Here is a 14481-nt window from a genome sequence, read left to right on the forward strand (position 1 = left end):
GGGCGGGGAGAGCGCGATGATCGGCCTCCAGATCCTCGTCGACGGTTTCGCGATCTCGTCCCTCTACGCGCTCGGCGCGATGGGCTTCACTCTGATCTTCGGGGTCTCGGGCGTCCTCAACCTGACCCACGGCGCCCTGATGGTCATGGCCGCGGTGGCGGCCTGGGCGGCCTCGGCGCTGTTCGGGCTCGGCTCCTACGCGGGCGCGGTGATCGGCATCCTGTGCGGGCTCGCGGGCGCGCTGGTCACCTACTTCGCGGTGGTCGCGCCGATCGAGCGCAGCCGCGCCATCCCGCGAGAGGAGAAGGAGATCTTCGTGCTCACGGGGACGCTGCTCTGGGGGATCATGATCCAGGAGCTGGTAGCCTACTTCTTCACCGATAACCCGAAGACCGTGCTGCCGATCGTCGAGGGCGTCTTCGAGATCGCCGGGGTGCGGACGCCGAGGAACCAGGTCTTCACCGCGGTGATCTGCTGGGTGGTGATCGGCCTGCTCTGGCTGTTCGTGAATCGGGCGCGGGCCGGCAAGGTCCTGCTCGCCGCCTCCATGAATCCGCGGGGCGTCACGCTGCTCGGCCACGACATGGGCAAGATCTACGTGGCGGTCTGGGCGATCTACGGCCTGCTCGCCGGCACCGCCGGGGTGCTGCTCGGGATGTTCCTCGGGGTATCGTCGTACTCGGTGGGGCCGCTCACCGCGAGCGCCTTCTCGATCGTGGTGCTGGGGGGCCTCGGGAGCGTCACCGGCTCGCTGATCGCCGCCTACGTGGTGGGCTACCTCGAGACCGCCACCGCCTACCTGATCTCGCCGGCCTACCGGGTGATCCCGGCGCTGCTCCTGCTGGTCGCCGTCATGTACCTGCGCCCGCAAGGTCTGCTGGGGCGGCGGTGATGGTTCTTTTTGCACCCCGGGTGTCCAGCCCGCGCACTCATCCTGAGGTGCGGCGAAGCCGCCTCGAAGGAGCCCTCCAGCCGGCCGCGCGATCCCTGGAGGCCTCCTTCGAGGCCGCTGGCGCGGCACCTCAGGATGAGGGGCGTGGGTGGGAAAGGCCTCTGCGCCGAACGAGCCGGATCGCTGCCGTGTGCGAGGCCACCCCATGAAGCTCCTCACCACCCCCGGCTTCTGGATCGCGATCCTCGCCGTCCTGGCCGCCGCCACCCTGCCCTGGTGGGTCTCCGGCTACATCCTCGGCCTCCTGACCATCGCCTACTATTTCGGCGTGTTCTCCATGGCCTGGGACCTGCTCTTCGGCTTCGCCGGCGAGGTGAATTTCGGACCGACCTTCCTGATCGGCCTCGGGGCCTACGGCGCCGGCATCCTCAACAACCGCTACGAACTGCCGATCCCCTACTGCCTCGCGGCCGGGACCGTGCTCGCCGTGGTCGGCGGCCTCGCCCTGGCGCTGCCGGCGCTGAAGGTCCGCGGTCCCTATTTCGGGCTGATCACCCTGGTGGCGGTCCTGCTCCTGCAGAACATGATCGTGGTCTTCTCCGGCCTCACCGGCGGCGAGATCGGCCTGACCGTGCCGGATGTCATCTCGATCGACGCCGACACCAATTACTGGTTGGCGCTGGGCTTCATGGCGGTCTCGGGCCTGATCCTCACCGCCATCGCCCGCTCGCCCGCCGGGCTGATCCTTCAGGCCGCCGGCCAGGACCCGGTGGTGACCGGGGCGCTCGGCTTCAACGTCGCCAAGCACAAGCTCGCGGCCTTCGCGGTCAGCGCCGCCTTCTCGGGCCTCGCGGGCGGGCTGGTGGTCTTCTACATGGGCACCGCCTCGGTCGGCACGCTGATCAACACGTCGGTGGGCGTGCAGGTGATCATCGCGGCGGTGCTCGGCGGCCGGCGCACCATCGTGGGCGCGGCGCTCGGCGCCGTGTTCCTGATCGCGGCGGGCGAGCTGCTGCGGCCGCTCGGCGGCCTCTCGACCTTCGTGGTCTCGGCGGTGGCGCTCCTCGTGATCCTGTTCGTGCCCTCGGGGCTGCTCGGCCTCGGATCGCTCCGGAGAGCCCGATGACCGTCGCCGTCGCGCCCCCGCCGGCCGTGTCGCCCGTCATGGCCGAGCCCTGCCTCACCGTGCGCGGCCTGACCAAGCGCTACGGCGGCCTCGTCGCCGTCAAGAACATCGACCTCGACCTGCGCCCGGGCGAGATCCTCGGGCTGATCGGCCCCAACGGCTCGGGCAAGTCCACCGTGATGAAGCTGATCATGGGGCTGGAGCGGCCGAGCGCCGGCTCGATCCGCCTCGACGGCACGGAGATCGGCGGCATGCCGGCCCACCGGGTGGCGCGCTCCGGGATCGGCCTCGTGTTCCAGCACGCGCGGCCGCTCCAGCGGCAGACCGTGCTGGAGAACATCAGCCTCGCGCTCCTGCCCGACAGCCTGATCCGGCTGGCGGCCGACCCCCACGTGGCGCGGCGCGCGAGGGAGATCGCCGAGCGCGTCGGCCTCGGCGCGGTCGTCGACCGGCGCCCCGGCACCCTGCCCTTCGCGGATCTCCGCCGGCTGGAGCTCGCCAAGGCCATCGCCCGCGACCCCCGGGTGGTGCTGGTCGACGAGCCCTTCGCGGGCCTGACCGGCGGCGAGGTCGCGGCCTTCTCCGAGCTGATCCGCGGCTTCCGCGACGAGGGCAAGGCCGTGCTCCTCGTCGACCACAACGTGAAGAGCGTCGCGGCCATCGTCGACCGGGTCTTCGCGATGTATCTCGGCGAGCGCATCGCCGAGGGCTCGGCCGAGTCGGTGATGGCCGACCCGACCGTGCGCCGGGTCTATCTCGGCGGCAGCATCGAGACGGCGGCCCGGCCCGAGGCGGCGTTCAAGCCCGACTCGCTGCTCACCGTCGAGGGCGTCGACGTGCTCTACGGCAAGGCGCAGGCCCTGCGCGCCGCCTCGATCCACGTCCACGAGGGTGAGTTCGTCTCGGTGGTCGGCCTGAACGGCGCCGGCAAGACCACGCTGTTCAACGCCATCTCGGGCCTCGTGCCGCACACGGGCACGATCCGGTTCGACGGCCGGGACCTCTCCCGGATGAAGCCCGCCGCCATCGCCCGGGCCGGCATCGTCCAGGTGCCCGAGACCCGGGAGCTGTTCGGCGACCTCAGCGTGCGCGAGAATCTCGACCTCGGCGGCCAGCATTTCCCGAAGGCCGAGAGCGCCAGGCAGCGCGACTGGCTCTACGAGCTGTTCCCGATCCTCAAGGACCGCGAGTCGCAGAGCGCCCGCACCCTGTCGGGCGGCGAGCAGCAGATGCTGACCATCGCCCGGGCGCTGATGATGCGCCCCCGCCTCCTGATCCTCGACGAGCCGACGCTCGGCCTCGCCCCGGTGATCCTGGAGCTGCTGTCGAAGGCGCTGGAGAAGCTGCGGCAGACCACGCCGATCACGGTCCTGCTCGGCGAGCAGAACGTCACCTTCGCGCTCCCGCACGCCGACCGGGTCTACGTGCTAGAGCAGGCGCGGATCGTCTGGGAGGGACCGCCGCAGCGTTTCGCCAGCGAGATGGGATCGGCCTATCTGTGAGCGGCGGCGTGATGTGGGTCGATCGAGCGCCACGTTCGATTCGGGTCGGAGCGCGGGTCCCCTCTCCCGTGCGGGAGAGGGACAGGGTGAGGGATCAGGTCTGTCCAGAGAGGGCTCGACCTGACTGCGCGACAAGGGCGGGCTCGATCCTGTGGCTTCTCGTCCCTCACCCCAACCCTCTCCCGCACGGGAGAGGGGGCGCGTCGCGCCGTGGGTGAAGGCAATGGGAAGGCGGGCAGCCCGCGCACGCAAGCTCGGTGCGCTCGCCCGGCAGAGAAACCCTAGGGAGCGGACACCGTGGACTTCACCCTCTCCCAGTCCCAGACGCACTGGCTGACCCGCGTCCGCGCCTTCATCGCCGACGCGATCCTTCCGGCCGCCGCCGCGGTGTCGGCCGAGCGCGCGCAGAGCCGCGAACCCTCCCCCACGATGGAGCGGCTGAAGGAGAAGGCCCGTGCCGAGGGCCTGTGGAACCTGTTCCTGCCGCCCTCCCCCGAGCACGACACCGACGACTATCGCGGCGCCGGCCTGACCAACCTCGACTACGCGCTGTGCGCCGAAGAGATGGGCCGGGTCGGGATCGCCTCGGAGGTGTTCAACTGCGCGGCGCCCGACACCGGCAACATGGAGGTGCTGCACCGCTACGGCACCGCGGCCCAGAAGGACCGGTGGCTGAAGCCCCTGATGGCGGGTGAGATCCGCTCGGCCTTCCTGATGACCGAGCCGGAGGTCGCCTCCTCGGACGCCACCAACATCAGCACGGCGATCCGCCGCGACGGCGACCACTACGTCGTCGACGGCCGCAAATGGTGGTCGACCGGCGTCGGCGACCCGCGCTGCAAGATCGCGATCCTGATGGGCAAGACCGACCCGGAGGCCCCCCGCCACCGGCAGCAATCGCAGATCCTCGTGCCCATGGACACGCCCGGGGTTCGCGTCGAGCGCCTGCTCCCGGTCTTCGGCTACGAGGACGCCCCCAAGGGCCACGGCGAGGTGGTGCTGGAGGATGTCCGGGTCCCGGCCGGGAACCTGATCCTCGGCGAGGGGCGCGGCTTCGAGATCGCGCAGGGGCGCCTGGGTCCGGGCCGCATCCACCACTGCATGCGCACCATCGGGGCCGCCGAGGTCGCGCTGGAGGCCATGGCGCGCCGTCTCGTCTCCCGGGTCGCCTTCGGCAAGCGGATCAGCGAGCAGTCGGTCTGGGAGCAGCGGGTCGCGGAGGCGCGGATCGACATCGAGATGACCCGCCTCCTCTGTCTGAAGGCGGCCGACATGATGGACAAGGTCGGCAACAAGGGCGCCAAGCTCGAGATCGCCATGATCAAGGTGGCGGCGCCCCGGGTGGCGCTGAAGGTGATCGACGACGCCATCCAGGCCCATGGCGGGGCCGGCGTCTCGGAGGATTTCGGGCTCGCCAGGATGTACGCCCATATCCGCACCCTGCGGCTCGCCGACGGGCCGGACGAGGTCCACAATCGCTCGATCGCCCGGCTCGAATTCGGGCGCTACACCAACAGAAGCGAGGCGGAGCGCGCATGAGCGACGCCGACATCTTCTCCGGCGTGAAGCCGATCGAGCCGCGCCACCGGATCGACGAGGCGCGGCTCGCCGCCTGGATGGACGGGCACGTCCGCGGCTACGCCGGGCCGCTCACCGTGCAGCAGTTCCGCGGTGGCCAGTCGAACCCGACCTACCGGCTCGACACGCCGGGCCAGGCCTACGTGCTGCGGCGCAAGCCCTTCGGCCCGCTCCTGCCCTCGGCCCACGCGGTGGAGCGCGAGTTCCGGGTGATCGGCGCCCTCTACGGCGAGGGGTTCCCGGTGCCGCGCCCCTTCGCCCTTTGCGAGGATCCCAACATCATCGGCGCGGCCTTCTACGTGATGGAGGCGGTGGACGGCGCCGTGCACTGGGACGGGGCGTTGCCCGGCCTCGATCCCCACGCCCGCCACCGGCACTATGCCGGCATGATCGCGACGCTCGCCCGGCTCCACGCCATCGACCCGGAGGCTGCGGGGCTCTCCGATTACGGCCGGCCCGGCAACTACTTCGCCCGGCAGGTCGACCGCTGGACCCGCCAGTACCGCGCCGCCGAGGACGGGCGCCTGGAGGATGTCGAGCGACTGATCGCGTGGCTGCCCCGGACGGTGCCGGAGCAGCAGGGCGCCTGCGTGGTCCACGGCGATTACCGTCTCGACAACCTGATTTTTTCCCGCGACGGCGGCGTCAGCGCGGTGCTCGACTGGGAACTGTCGACCCTCGGCGATCCGCTGGCGGATTTCAGCTACCTGCTGATGCAGTGGGAATTGCCCGCCGACGGGCGCAGCGGGCTCGGCGGTCTCGACTTGACGGCTCTGGGCATCCCCACCCGTGACGAGGCGGTGGCGCTCTACTGCCGGGCTGCGAACCGGAAAAACCTGCCCGACCTCGACTGGTACTTCGCCTACAACCTGTTCCGGCTGGTCGGCATCCTCCAGGGCGTGGCGGCCCGCGCCAAGGCCGGCAACGCCGCGAGCGAGCACGCCTCGGCCATGGCGGCCCGCGTGCCGAAGCTCGCCGCCGCGGCCTGGGGCTTCGCCGAGCGGGCGGGGGCCTGAGCATGGACCTCTCCGGCCGCGTCGTCGCCGTCACGGGGGCCGCCCGGGGCATCGGCCGGGCGCTCGCGGTCGCCGCCGAGGCCCGGGGCGCGATGGTCGTGGCCCTCGACCGGGACGGGGCCGGCGCGGAAGCCGTGGCGGCGGAACTCGGCGGACGGGCCTTCGCGCTCGACGTCGGCGATGCCGAGGCGGTCACTGCGATCCTGACGCGCGTCGAAGCCGAGTTTGGCCCGATCGCGCTCTACTGTTCCAATGCCGGCATTCTTGAGCGCGATCCCGACCCGGATCTCGCCACTTCCGCCGGCCCGGAGAGCTGGGCGCGGTCCTTCGCGGTGAACGTGATGGGCCATGTCCACGCGGCGCGAGTTCTGGTCCCGCTCTGGCGCGCCCGGGGCGGGGGCGCGTTCCTTGGCACCGTCTCGGCGGCGGGGCTGCTCAGTCAGATCGGCAGCGCCACCTACGGGGCGACCAAGCACGCGGCGCTCGCCTTCCTGGAGCATCTCGCCATCGCCCATGCCGAGGAGGGGATCCGGGTCGCGGCCCTGTGTCCGCAGGGCGTCGACACCGCCATGCTGGGGGAAGCCAGCGCCGCGTCACGCGACGGCGTGCTGGCGCCGGAGGCGGTGGCCGAAGCCGCGTTCGACGGGCTGGCTTCGGAGCGTTTCCTGATCCTGCCGCATCCGCAGGTGGCGGAATACGCCCGCCGCCGGGCCGAGGATCCCGAGCGCTGGCTCGCCGGCATGGCGCGCCTGCGCCGGTCGATGCGGGCGGGGTCGAAGGCATGAGGAGGGGCGCGTGTCATCGCAACCTGAGCAGCATAACGCCATGTCCCTGTTCGACCTGACCGGTAAAATCGCCCTCATCACCGGCTCGTCCCGGGGCATCGGCCGGGCGATCGCCCTGCGGATGGCCGAGCACGGCGCCCGGGTGGTGATCTCGTCGCGCAAGCGCGAGGCCTGCGAGGCGGTCGTGGCCGAGATCGAGGCCGCCCATGGGGCCGGCCGCGCCGTGGCGATTCCGGCCAGCATCTCGGTGAAGGAGGAGCTGGAAACCCTGGTCGCCGAGACCGAGAGCCGGCTCGGCCCGGTCGACGTGCTGGTCTGCAACGCCGCCAGCAATCCCTATTACGGGCCACTCGCCGGCATCTCCGACGCGCAGTTCCGAAAAATCCTCGAGAACAACGTCCTGTCGAACCACTGGCTGATCCAGATGGTCGCCCCCGGCATGGTGGCGCGGCGGGACGGCGCGATCGTGATCGTCTCCTCGATCGGGGCGCTCAAGGGCTCGCCGGTGATCGGCGCCTACAACGTCTCGAAAGCCGCCGACCTCCAGCTCGCCCGCAACTACGCGGTGGAGTACGGGCCCGCCAACGTGCGGGTGAACTGCCTGTGCCCGGGGCTGATCCGCACCGACTTCGCCCGGGCGCTGTGGGAGGATCCCGAGATGCTGGCCGCCACCACGGACGCCGCCCCCTTGCGCCGAATCGGCGAGCCCGACGAGATCGCCGGCGCGGCCGTGTTCCTGGCCTCGGCGGCCGGCCGGTTCGTGACCGGCCAGGCGCTCGTGATCGACGGCGGCGTGACGATCGCGCGATGAGCCCCGATCCCCGCATCCCTGCCGGCTGGCCGGCCCTGACGTTCCGCGAGGCCGAGGCGCGGCTCACCGCCTCAGGTGGGCCCTTCGCCATCGCCACGGTGCCGATCCGGGGCGTGCCGACCCGGATCTGGGAGAAGGCACCGCCGACGCTGGGCGATCTGTTCCGGATCGCGCGCGGCCACGGGGACAAGACCTTCGTGGTCTACCAGGACGAGCGCGTGACCTTCACGGGCTTCGCCCGCGCCGCCTCCGCCCTGGCGCGGGCTCTGGTCGAGGTCGGCGTGCGCAAGGGCGACCGGGTCGCCATCGCGCAGCGCAACCTGCCCGAATGGCCGGTGAGCTATTTCGGCGCGCTGCTCGCCGGCGCCATCGCCACGCCGCTCAACGCGTGGTGGACCGGGCCCGAACTCGCCTACGGCCTGCAGCATTCGGGCGCGCGGGTGCTGATCGCCGACGGCGAGCGCTTCGACCGGATCGCCCCGCACCTGCCCGAATGCCCGGCCCTGGAGCGGGTCCTCACCACCCGGACCGCGCCGGACCCCCGGGCGACGCCGCTCACCGACATCGTCGGCCGGGTCCACGACTGGGGCGCCCTGCCCGACCTGCCTCCGCCGGACATCGCCCTCGACCCGGAGGACGACGCGACCCTGTTCTACACCTCCGGCACCACCGGCAAGCCGAAGGGCGCGGTCGGCACCCACCGGGCGGCCGCCACCACGGTGATGGCCTACCCCTACTCGGCGGCGCGCAGCGCCCTGCGCCGGGGCGAGGCGCCGCCGAAGCCCGACCCGGCCGCGCCGCAGCGGGCGGCGCTGCTGGTGATCCCGCTGTTCCACGTCACCGGCTGCCACGCGAGCCTTGGGGCGGCCCTCTACGGCGGCCACCGGCTGGTGATGATGCACCGCTGGGACGCCGCCGCGGCCCTCGACCTGATCGAGCGGGAGGGCTGCACCAGCGCGGGCGGCGTGCCGACCATCGCGTGGCAGCTCGCCAACGCGGCCCGGGAGGCCGGCCGGCCGCTGCCGACCCTCGAGGGCGTCACCTACGGCGGCGCCCCGGCCGCCGGCGACCTCGTGCGGGCGCTGGGCGAGGCCCTGCCGCGGGTCGTCCCGGGCACCGGCTGGGGCATGACCGAGACCTCGGCGACCTTCACCCACCACCAGGGCGAGGATTACCTCGCCCACCCGGAATCCTGCGGACCGCCCCTGCCGGTCTGCGAGGTGCGGATCCTCGATCCCCTCGGGCAGGATCTGCCGCCGGGCAGCGTCGGCGAGCTGTGCGTGAAGGGCCCGAACGTGGTCCGCGGCTACTGGGACGACCCGGCCGCCACCGCGGAGGTCCTCTCCGAGGGCTGGCTGCGCACCGGCGACCTCGCCCGCGCCGACGAGGAGGGCTTCCTGACCATCGTCGACCGGATCAAGGACATGCTGATCCGCGGCGGCGAGAACATCTACTGCTGCGAGGTCGAGAACGCCCTCTACGCGCACCCGGACGTGATCGACGCCGTGGTGCTGCCGGTGCCCCACCCGACGCTGGGCGAGGAGCCGGGCGCCATCGTGGTGCTGGCCGAGGGCGCCGAGACCGACCCGGAGGCGATCCGCGCCTTCGCCGCCGAGCGGCTCGCGGCGTTCAAGGTGCCGGTGCGGATCGAGATCTGGGACGGGCTCCTGCCCCGCAATCCCGCCGGGAAGATCCTGCGGGCGCCCCTGCGGGCGGTGTTCGCGGCGGGCTCAGCTCAGAACGGCTCGCCCTCGTCGTCCGGGCGATAGACCCGCAGGGTTCGGCCATCGGGGAACTGCACCGTCCGGCGGTGGACCACGACGTAGCCGGCGGCCTGGGCGCTGCTCAGGCGGTCGAGGCGGTCGTCGGTGTAGCCCTGGGTGTAGCCCTGGGCGTAACCCGGCTCGTAGGCGTAGCCCGGCCCGTAATTGTAGGCCCGGTAGCGGGCGTAGCCCTCCGGGGGCGGCGGCGCGGCGGCGAAGGCCTGCGGGGCGGCCCGGACGGACCGGACCGGTGTCGCGGCGACGCGGGCCCGGCGCGGCGCGGCGGCGATCCGCTTGGGCGCCACCGCCGCGCGGGCGGCCTTCCGCTCCGGCGCGCGCCGCACCGCCACGGCCTTCCGCCGGGCGGGGGCCGGCCGAGTCTCGGTCGCGGCGGCGGGGGTCGCGGTGGGGGCCGACGCGGACGGCGCCGGTGCGGCGGCCTTCGTGTCCGTGGCCGGCGCCTTCGGGGACCCGGCCTTGTGGGCCGGCGGATCCGTCCATGTCGTGGCGACGGATTCGGCGGAGGCGCCGCCGATCCCGAGGACCAGCATGAGGGCGGCGAGGCTCGTTCGCGCACCGTGCGGCATGGCGCCCTCCTGTCATCGCGGGGTTTCGGACAGATCCGCGGAGCAGCGCGACAATAGATCGAACCGCTGCGCAGGGGAATCGCGTCGCTGCATTTCCACCAGGATCGCCGAAACACGTTTAATACGGATGACGCTCGGCGCCGGACGCGGCCGAGCCGTCCGACGACCGGTCGCGGGGTACGGCGCGCGACGTGCCCCGCGCCGTCCCCCGCGCCGTCCCCCGCGACGTCCCCCGCGACGTCCCCCGCGACGAGAGCCCGCGGAACCCGCGGCGCCGCGCGCGGTTGCCCCGCCATGTCCGCCCCTGCCGATGCGTCCTCCGGCCCCCCGCCCGGCCTGCGGGTGAGCGTCGATCTCAACCTGTGCCAGGCCTATGCCCAGTGCTGCTACGCGGCGCCGCGGCACTTCCGCATCGAGGGGCACGAGGCCCTGTTCTACGATCCCGCCCCCGCCGCGCGGGACCGGGACGACATCGAGCGGGCGCGCGTCGCCTGCCCGGTCCAGGCGATCCGGGTCGAGGATCCGGAGCGGGGCGCCTGATGGCGCGCGATTCCGAGCGCGTCCTGATCGTCGGCGCCGGCCTCGCGGCCCTGCGCGGGGCCGAGGCCCTGCGCGAAGCGGGCTTCTCCGGCCCGCTGACGATCGTCGGCGACGAGCCGCACCGGCCCTACGACCGGCCGCCGCTCTCGAAGCACGTCCTCACCGGCGCGATCCCCGCGGAGGCCACGACCCTGCCGGGGGTCGGCGCCCTCGCGGCGGAGTGGCAGCTCGGCAGCGCGGCGCGGCGCCTCGACCGGCAGGCGCGCACGGTCGGCCTCGCGGACGGGCGGATCCTCCCCTACGACCGCCTGCTCATCGCCACCGGCACCCGCGCCCGGCCCTGGGCGAACCCGCACGAGGGCCGCCTCGCCGGCGTCTTCACCCTGCGCGGGCGGGACGACGCCGCCGCCCTGCGGCGGGCGCTGGCCGCCGGCCCCAACCACGTGCTGGTGATCGGCGCCGGCTTCATCGGCTGCGAGGTCGCGAGCCTGTGCCGGCAGCTCGACTTGCCGGTCACCCTGGTCGAGCCCGGCCCGACGCCGCTGGCCCGCATCCTCGGCAGCACCGTCGGGGCGTTCATCGGCGCGATCCACGAGGGCCACGGGGTCGCGCTGCGCTGCGGCCGCGAGGTCGAGTGGCTGGAGGGTCGGGACGGCCGGCTGGTGCGCGCCCACTTGGTCGACGGCAGCAGCCTCGCGGCCGACGTCGCCGTCATCGCCCTGGGGGCCGTGCGCAACACCGAGTGGCTCGACGGGTCCGGCCTGTCGGCGGATCCGGGCGGGGTCGATTGCGACGCGCGCGGCCACGTCCTCGATACCGAGGGCCGGCCCGACCCGCACATCGCCGCCGCCGGCGACGTGGCGCGCTTTCCCCACCCCCTCTACGACGGCCGGCGCGTCGCCCTGGAGCACTGGAGCCACGCGGTGGCGCAGGGCGTCCATGCCGGCCGTCTGCTCGCCGGCGCGGAGCCTGAAGTCCCTTACGGCGCCCTGCCGACCTTCTGGTCGACGCAGGGCGACCTCGTGGTGAAATCCGTCGGCCTGACCGAGGGCGCCGACGCGGTGGCGATCACACAGGGCGATCCGGCGGCCGGCCGCTTCGTCGCCACCTACGGCCGCGACGGGCGCTGCATCGCGGCGGTCGCGGTGGATTCCGCCCGCTGGCTGCCGGCCCATGCCGAGCTCGTGGAGGCTCGCGCGCCGTTCCCGCCCGAGGACGCCGCGACCGACCGGCCGAAGCGCGTCACGGTCCACGAGCCGGGCTTTCCGTAACGCGTCGGGAAACGGAACCGGCCCATCGGGCGAAGCCTTTGTCGTTGCAGCATCTTTCCCGAGGGCCGGTGGCCGCCATCCGGGTCGATGCGTGAAGGAGACCGCATGCCCGACGCCACCCTCCTCGACCAAGTCAAGGACTTCGCCAACCGGCCGAACCCCTACCCGGTCTACGCGAAGCTGCGGGAGAATCCCGTCTCGCGCCAGGACGACGGCACCGAGGCGGGCACCTGGGTGGCGGCGACCCACGGCACCATCGCGCGCCTGCTGCAGGACCCGCGGGTCAGCTCCGAGACCCTGCCCCCGGCCGACCGGCCGCGCACCGGCAACCCCCTCACCGACCTGATCGTCAAGCCGCTCAAGGACTGGATGATGGACCGGCACCGGGTCTTCATCTTCCGCGATCCGCCGGACCACGACGCCCTGCGCTCGGCGGTGATGCACCAGTTCTCCCGCGAGCGCGTCCAGGCGATGCGCGCCCGCTCCGACCGGCTGGTGGCCGACCTGCTCAACGAGAAGTGCGGTGCCCGGGAGATCGACGCGGTCGACGACCTCGCCTACCCGCTGCCCGTGACGGTGATCTGCGAGCTGTTCGGCGTGCCCCGGGAGGACGAGCCGAAATTCCACGGCTGGGCGACGCAGCTCGCCACCGCGCTGGAGCCCGACAGCCTGTCCGACCCCGAGATCCGCGCCGCGAACAGCCGGACCTTCGACGCGATCGGCGGCTACATGGGCGACCTGATCAGGGAGAAGCGCAGGCACCCGCAGGACGACATGCTGTCGGGCCTCGCCAACCACGCCACCCCGGCCGGCGTGAAGATGGGCGATTACGACCTGATCGCCACCTCGATCCTGATGCTGGTCGCCGGGCACGAGACCACCGTGAACCTGATCACCAACGGCCTGCTGACCCTGCTGCGGCATCCGGACGAGCTGGAGCGCCTGCGTCAGGACCCGCTCCGGGCCCCGCGGCTGATCGAGGAACTGCTCCGCTACGAGCCGCCGGTGCAGTTCCGGACGCGGCGGACGCTGTCGCCCATCGACATCGCCGGTGTCACGATCCCCGAGGGGGCCGATCTCGTGCTGCTGCTGGCCTCCGGCAACCGCGACGCGGCCGTCTTCCCCGATCCCGACCGGTTCGACCCGGACCGCAGCGGGACCCGCCATCTCGGCTTCGGCGGCGGCCTGCACTACTGCGTGGGCGCGCCGCTGGCCCGGTTCGAGGCCGAGGCGGCGCTCACCGCCCTCGCCCGCCGGCTGAAGGCGCCGCGCCTGGTCGAGGACCCGCCACCCTACCGGCCGGGCGCCGCCCTGCGCGGCCCGGAGCACCTGCGGGTGGCGATCGACGGGATCGCCTGAGCCGCGGGCGGACCGGACGGCCAACCCGAGCATCGATGAGACCGCCGACGCGACGAAGACGAAAGTCCGTCGCCGTAAAGTTGTTTGCCTCGCTAAAGTCGCGATCGTCCGGCCTGGTTACGCTGGAGACGGAACCGGCGGGTTGAGACGATGGCTCAGGGGTTTGCGCGCGCTGCATCGCTGGCGCGCACGGTGGGGACCACGGTGCGCAACCTCGCCCTCGGGCGCGACGACGTCCCGCCCCTCGCGCCCCACCTGCCGCCCGCGCCGTCCCACACGGTCGACGCCGACATCCCGGTCGATATCGGCTGCATCAAGGTGTTCCGGGCCGAGAGCTTCCCGGAATCCGGGCCGAGCCCCTGGCTCGACCAGCCCGACGCCCTCGACATCGTCGCGCGCCGCGTCGCGCGCCGGGAGATCACGCCCCGGCAGGCCGAGATCTGCCGGTCCTGGGTGGAGCACGGCTACTACGTCCTGCGCGGCGCGATCGATCCCGACACGATCGACGAGGTCTGGGCCGCCTACGAGGCCGCGATCGCCGGCGGCGACCTGACCCTCGCCCCCGAGAAGGCGGCGCCGGACGATCCCCATCCGGGCCGCTACCTCAACCCGCACCTGAAGGTCGAGGCGATCGACCGGCTGCTGAAGCACCCCGTGCTGATGAACTTCAGCAGCATGGTGCTGGGCCGCCCCGCGATCCCGTTCCAGACCATCGCGTCCCACAAGGGCAGCCAGCAATCCGAGCACTCGGACTCGATCCACATGACGACCTACCCGCTCGGCTACCTGGCCGCCTGCTGGGTCGCCATGGAGGACATCCACGCGGATGCGGGGCCGCTGGTCTACTATCCCGGCACCCACCGCCTGCCGTACCTGTTCAGCCACGACGTCGGCATCACCACGGACGAGTTCCGCGAGCGCGGCTACGGTGCCTATTCCGAGCGCTACGAACCGGCGATCAAGCAGGAGATCCGGGAGCACGGGGCGACGCCGGCCTACTTCACGGCGCGCAAGGGCGACGTGCTGTTCTGGCACGCGAACCTGCTGCACGGCGGTTCCGCGCGGGCCGACATGCAGCGCTCCCGCAAGGCCCTGGTGCACCACTACTTCGCGGAAGGCTGCATCTGCTACCACGACCTCTCGGCGACGACGTCGGCGGTGCACGGCCCCGTCGAGAGCCTGCCGACCTGCGGCGCGTCGAGCCCCGACATCGCGGTGCGCGAGCGGATCAGCCTGTAAGGGCGGGGTCGC

Annotated in this window: 13 protein-coding genes; 12 read left to right on the top strand and 1 reads right to left on the bottom strand. The window is 72.7% G+C overall.

The genetic code is table 11. The features are described from left to right. Positions 1 to 16: 16 nt before the first annotated feature. The 8 genes from BLW78_RS23665 (at position 17) to BLW78_RS23700 (ending at position 9479) form a co-directional block, all read left to right on the top strand. On the top strand, positions 17 to 892 hold the full coding sequence (locus BLW78_RS23665) for a branched-chain amino acid ABC transporter permease (RefSeq protein WP_020095281.1): 876 nt from the start codon (positions 17 to 19) through the stop codon (positions 890 to 892). 205 nt (positions 893 to 1097) lie between these two features. Beyond that, a complete protein-coding gene (locus BLW78_RS23670; RefSeq protein ID WP_020095280.1) occupies positions 1098 to 2018 on the top strand; it encodes a branched-chain amino acid ABC transporter permease in 921 nt (306 codons plus the stop codon). Continuing rightward, a complete protein-coding gene (locus BLW78_RS23675; protein WP_056524052.1) occupies positions 2015 to 3520 on the top strand; it encodes an ATP-binding cassette domain-containing protein in 1506 nt (501 codons plus the stop codon). Before BLW78_RS23670 ends, BLW78_RS23675 begins: the two co-directional genes overlap by 4 nt. Before the next feature lie 297 nt (positions 3521 to 3817). Continuing rightward, the gene (locus tag BLW78_RS23680) at positions 3818 to 5059 is read left to right on the top strand and encodes an acyl-CoA dehydrogenase family protein (RefSeq protein WP_091682468.1); all 1242 of its coding nucleotides are present in this window, start codon (positions 3818 to 3820) and stop codon (positions 5057 to 5059) included. After that, positions 5056 to 6114, top strand: coding sequence for a phosphotransferase family protein (locus BLW78_RS23685; RefSeq protein ID WP_091682470.1), 1059 nt, complete (start codon positions 5056 to 5058; stop codon positions 6112 to 6114). The genes BLW78_RS23680 and BLW78_RS23685 overlap by 4 nt, the downstream gene beginning before the upstream one ends. Positions 6115 to 6116: 2 nt before the next feature. Next, complete coding sequence (locus tag BLW78_RS23690; RefSeq protein ID WP_091682471.1) at positions 6117 to 6899, top strand: SDR family NAD(P)-dependent oxidoreductase; 783 nt, start codon at positions 6117 to 6119, stop codon at positions 6897 to 6899. A gap of 40 nt (positions 6900 to 6939) precedes the next feature. Then, on the top strand, positions 6940 to 7710 hold the full coding sequence (locus tag BLW78_RS23695) for an SDR family NAD(P)-dependent oxidoreductase (RefSeq protein ID WP_091682473.1): 771 nt from the start codon (positions 6940 to 6942) through the stop codon (positions 7708 to 7710). After that, positions 7707 to 9479: a class I adenylate-forming enzyme family protein gene (locus BLW78_RS23700; protein ID WP_091682474.1), complete on the top strand. Its 1773-nt coding sequence runs from the start codon at positions 7707 to 7709 to the stop codon at positions 9477 to 9479. Before BLW78_RS23695 ends, BLW78_RS23700 begins: the two co-directional genes overlap by 4 nt. On the opposite strand, the gene BLW78_RS23705 is transcribed toward BLW78_RS23700, so the two are convergent. After that, a complete protein-coding gene (locus BLW78_RS23705) occupies positions 9446 to 10060 on the bottom strand; it encodes a hypothetical protein (RefSeq protein WP_091682476.1) in 615 nt (204 codons plus the stop codon). The two genes, BLW78_RS23700 and BLW78_RS23705, sit on opposite strands and share 34 nt — an antisense overlap. Before the next feature lie 294 nt (positions 10061 to 10354). Between BLW78_RS23705 and BLW78_RS23710 the strand changes: the two genes are divergently transcribed. The 4 genes from BLW78_RS23710 (at position 10355) to BLW78_RS23725 (ending at position 14469) form a co-directional block, all read left to right on the top strand. Then, positions 10355 to 10600 carry a ferredoxin gene (locus BLW78_RS23710; protein ID WP_020095273.1) on the top strand — a complete coding sequence of 82 codons (246 nt, stop codon included), beginning with the start codon at positions 10355 to 10357 and terminating at the stop codon, positions 10598 to 10600. Continuing rightward, positions 10600 to 11871 (top strand): NAD(P)/FAD-dependent oxidoreductase, encoded by a 1272-nt coding sequence (locus BLW78_RS23715; protein WP_091682477.1) that lies wholly within the window; start codon positions 10600 to 10602, stop codon positions 11869 to 11871. Before BLW78_RS23710 ends, BLW78_RS23715 begins: the two co-directional genes overlap by 1 nt. A gap of 105 nt (positions 11872 to 11976) precedes the next feature. Beyond that, positions 11977 to 13230 (top strand): cytochrome P450, encoded by a 1254-nt coding sequence (locus BLW78_RS23720; protein WP_091682479.1) that lies wholly within the window; start codon positions 11977 to 11979, stop codon positions 13228 to 13230. Between the two features lie 150 nt (positions 13231 to 13380). Continuing rightward, entirely contained in the window at positions 13381 to 14469 is a 1089-nt protein-coding gene (locus BLW78_RS23725) for a phytanoyl-CoA dioxygenase family protein (protein WP_043713080.1), read from the top strand. Positions 14470 to 14481: the final 12 nt, after the last annotated feature.

Origin of the sequence: Methylobacterium sp. 275MFSha3.1, from assembly GCF_900108435.1 — a bacterium.
Classification (GTDB): domain Bacteria; phylum Pseudomonadota; class Alphaproteobacteria; order Rhizobiales; family Beijerinckiaceae; genus Methylobacterium.

What these genes read in the sequence shown, in the direction of transcription:
- BLW78_RS23665 (WP_020095281.1), top strand. Translation starts at nt 17, where the DNA reads ATGATCGGCCTCCAGATCCTCGTCGACGGTTTCGCGATCTCGTCCCTC.
- BLW78_RS23670 (WP_020095280.1), top strand. Translation starts at nt 1,098, where the DNA reads ATGAAGCTCCTCACCACCCCCGGCTTCTGGATCGCGATCCTCGCCGTC.
- BLW78_RS23675 (WP_056524052.1), top strand. Translation starts at nt 2,015, where the DNA reads ATGACCGTCGCCGTCGCGCCCCCGCCGGCCGTGTCGCCCGTCATGGCC.
- BLW78_RS23685 (WP_091682470.1), top strand. Translation starts at nt 5,056, where the DNA reads ATGAGCGACGCCGACATCTTCTCCGGCGTGAAGCCGATCGAGCCGCGC.
- BLW78_RS23690 (WP_091682471.1), top strand. Translation starts at nt 6,117, where the DNA reads ATGGACCTCTCCGGCCGCGTCGTCGCCGTCACGGGGGCCGCCCGGGGC.
- BLW78_RS23695 (WP_091682473.1), top strand. Translation starts at nt 6,940, where the DNA reads ATGTCCCTGTTCGACCTGACCGGTAAAATCGCCCTCATCACCGGCTCG.
- BLW78_RS23700 (WP_091682474.1), top strand. Translation starts at nt 7,707, where the DNA reads ATGAGCCCCGATCCCCGCATCCCTGCCGGCTGGCCGGCCCTGACGTTC.
- BLW78_RS23705 (WP_091682476.1), bottom strand. Translation starts at nt 10,060, where the DNA reads ATGCCGCACGGTGCGCGAACGAGCCTCGCCGCCCTCATGCTGGTCCTC.
- BLW78_RS23710 (WP_020095273.1), top strand. Translation starts at nt 10,355, where the DNA reads ATGTCCGCCCCTGCCGATGCGTCCTCCGGCCCCCCGCCCGGCCTGCGG.
- BLW78_RS23715 (WP_091682477.1), top strand. Translation starts at nt 10,600, where the DNA reads ATGGCGCGCGATTCCGAGCGCGTCCTGATCGTCGGCGCCGGCCTCGCG.
- BLW78_RS23720 (WP_091682479.1), top strand. Translation starts at nt 11,977, where the DNA reads ATGCCCGACGCCACCCTCCTCGACCAAGTCAAGGACTTCGCCAACCGG.
- BLW78_RS23725 (WP_043713080.1), top strand. Translation starts at nt 13,381, where the DNA reads ATGGCTCAGGGGTTTGCGCGCGCTGCATCGCTGGCGCGCACGGTGGGG.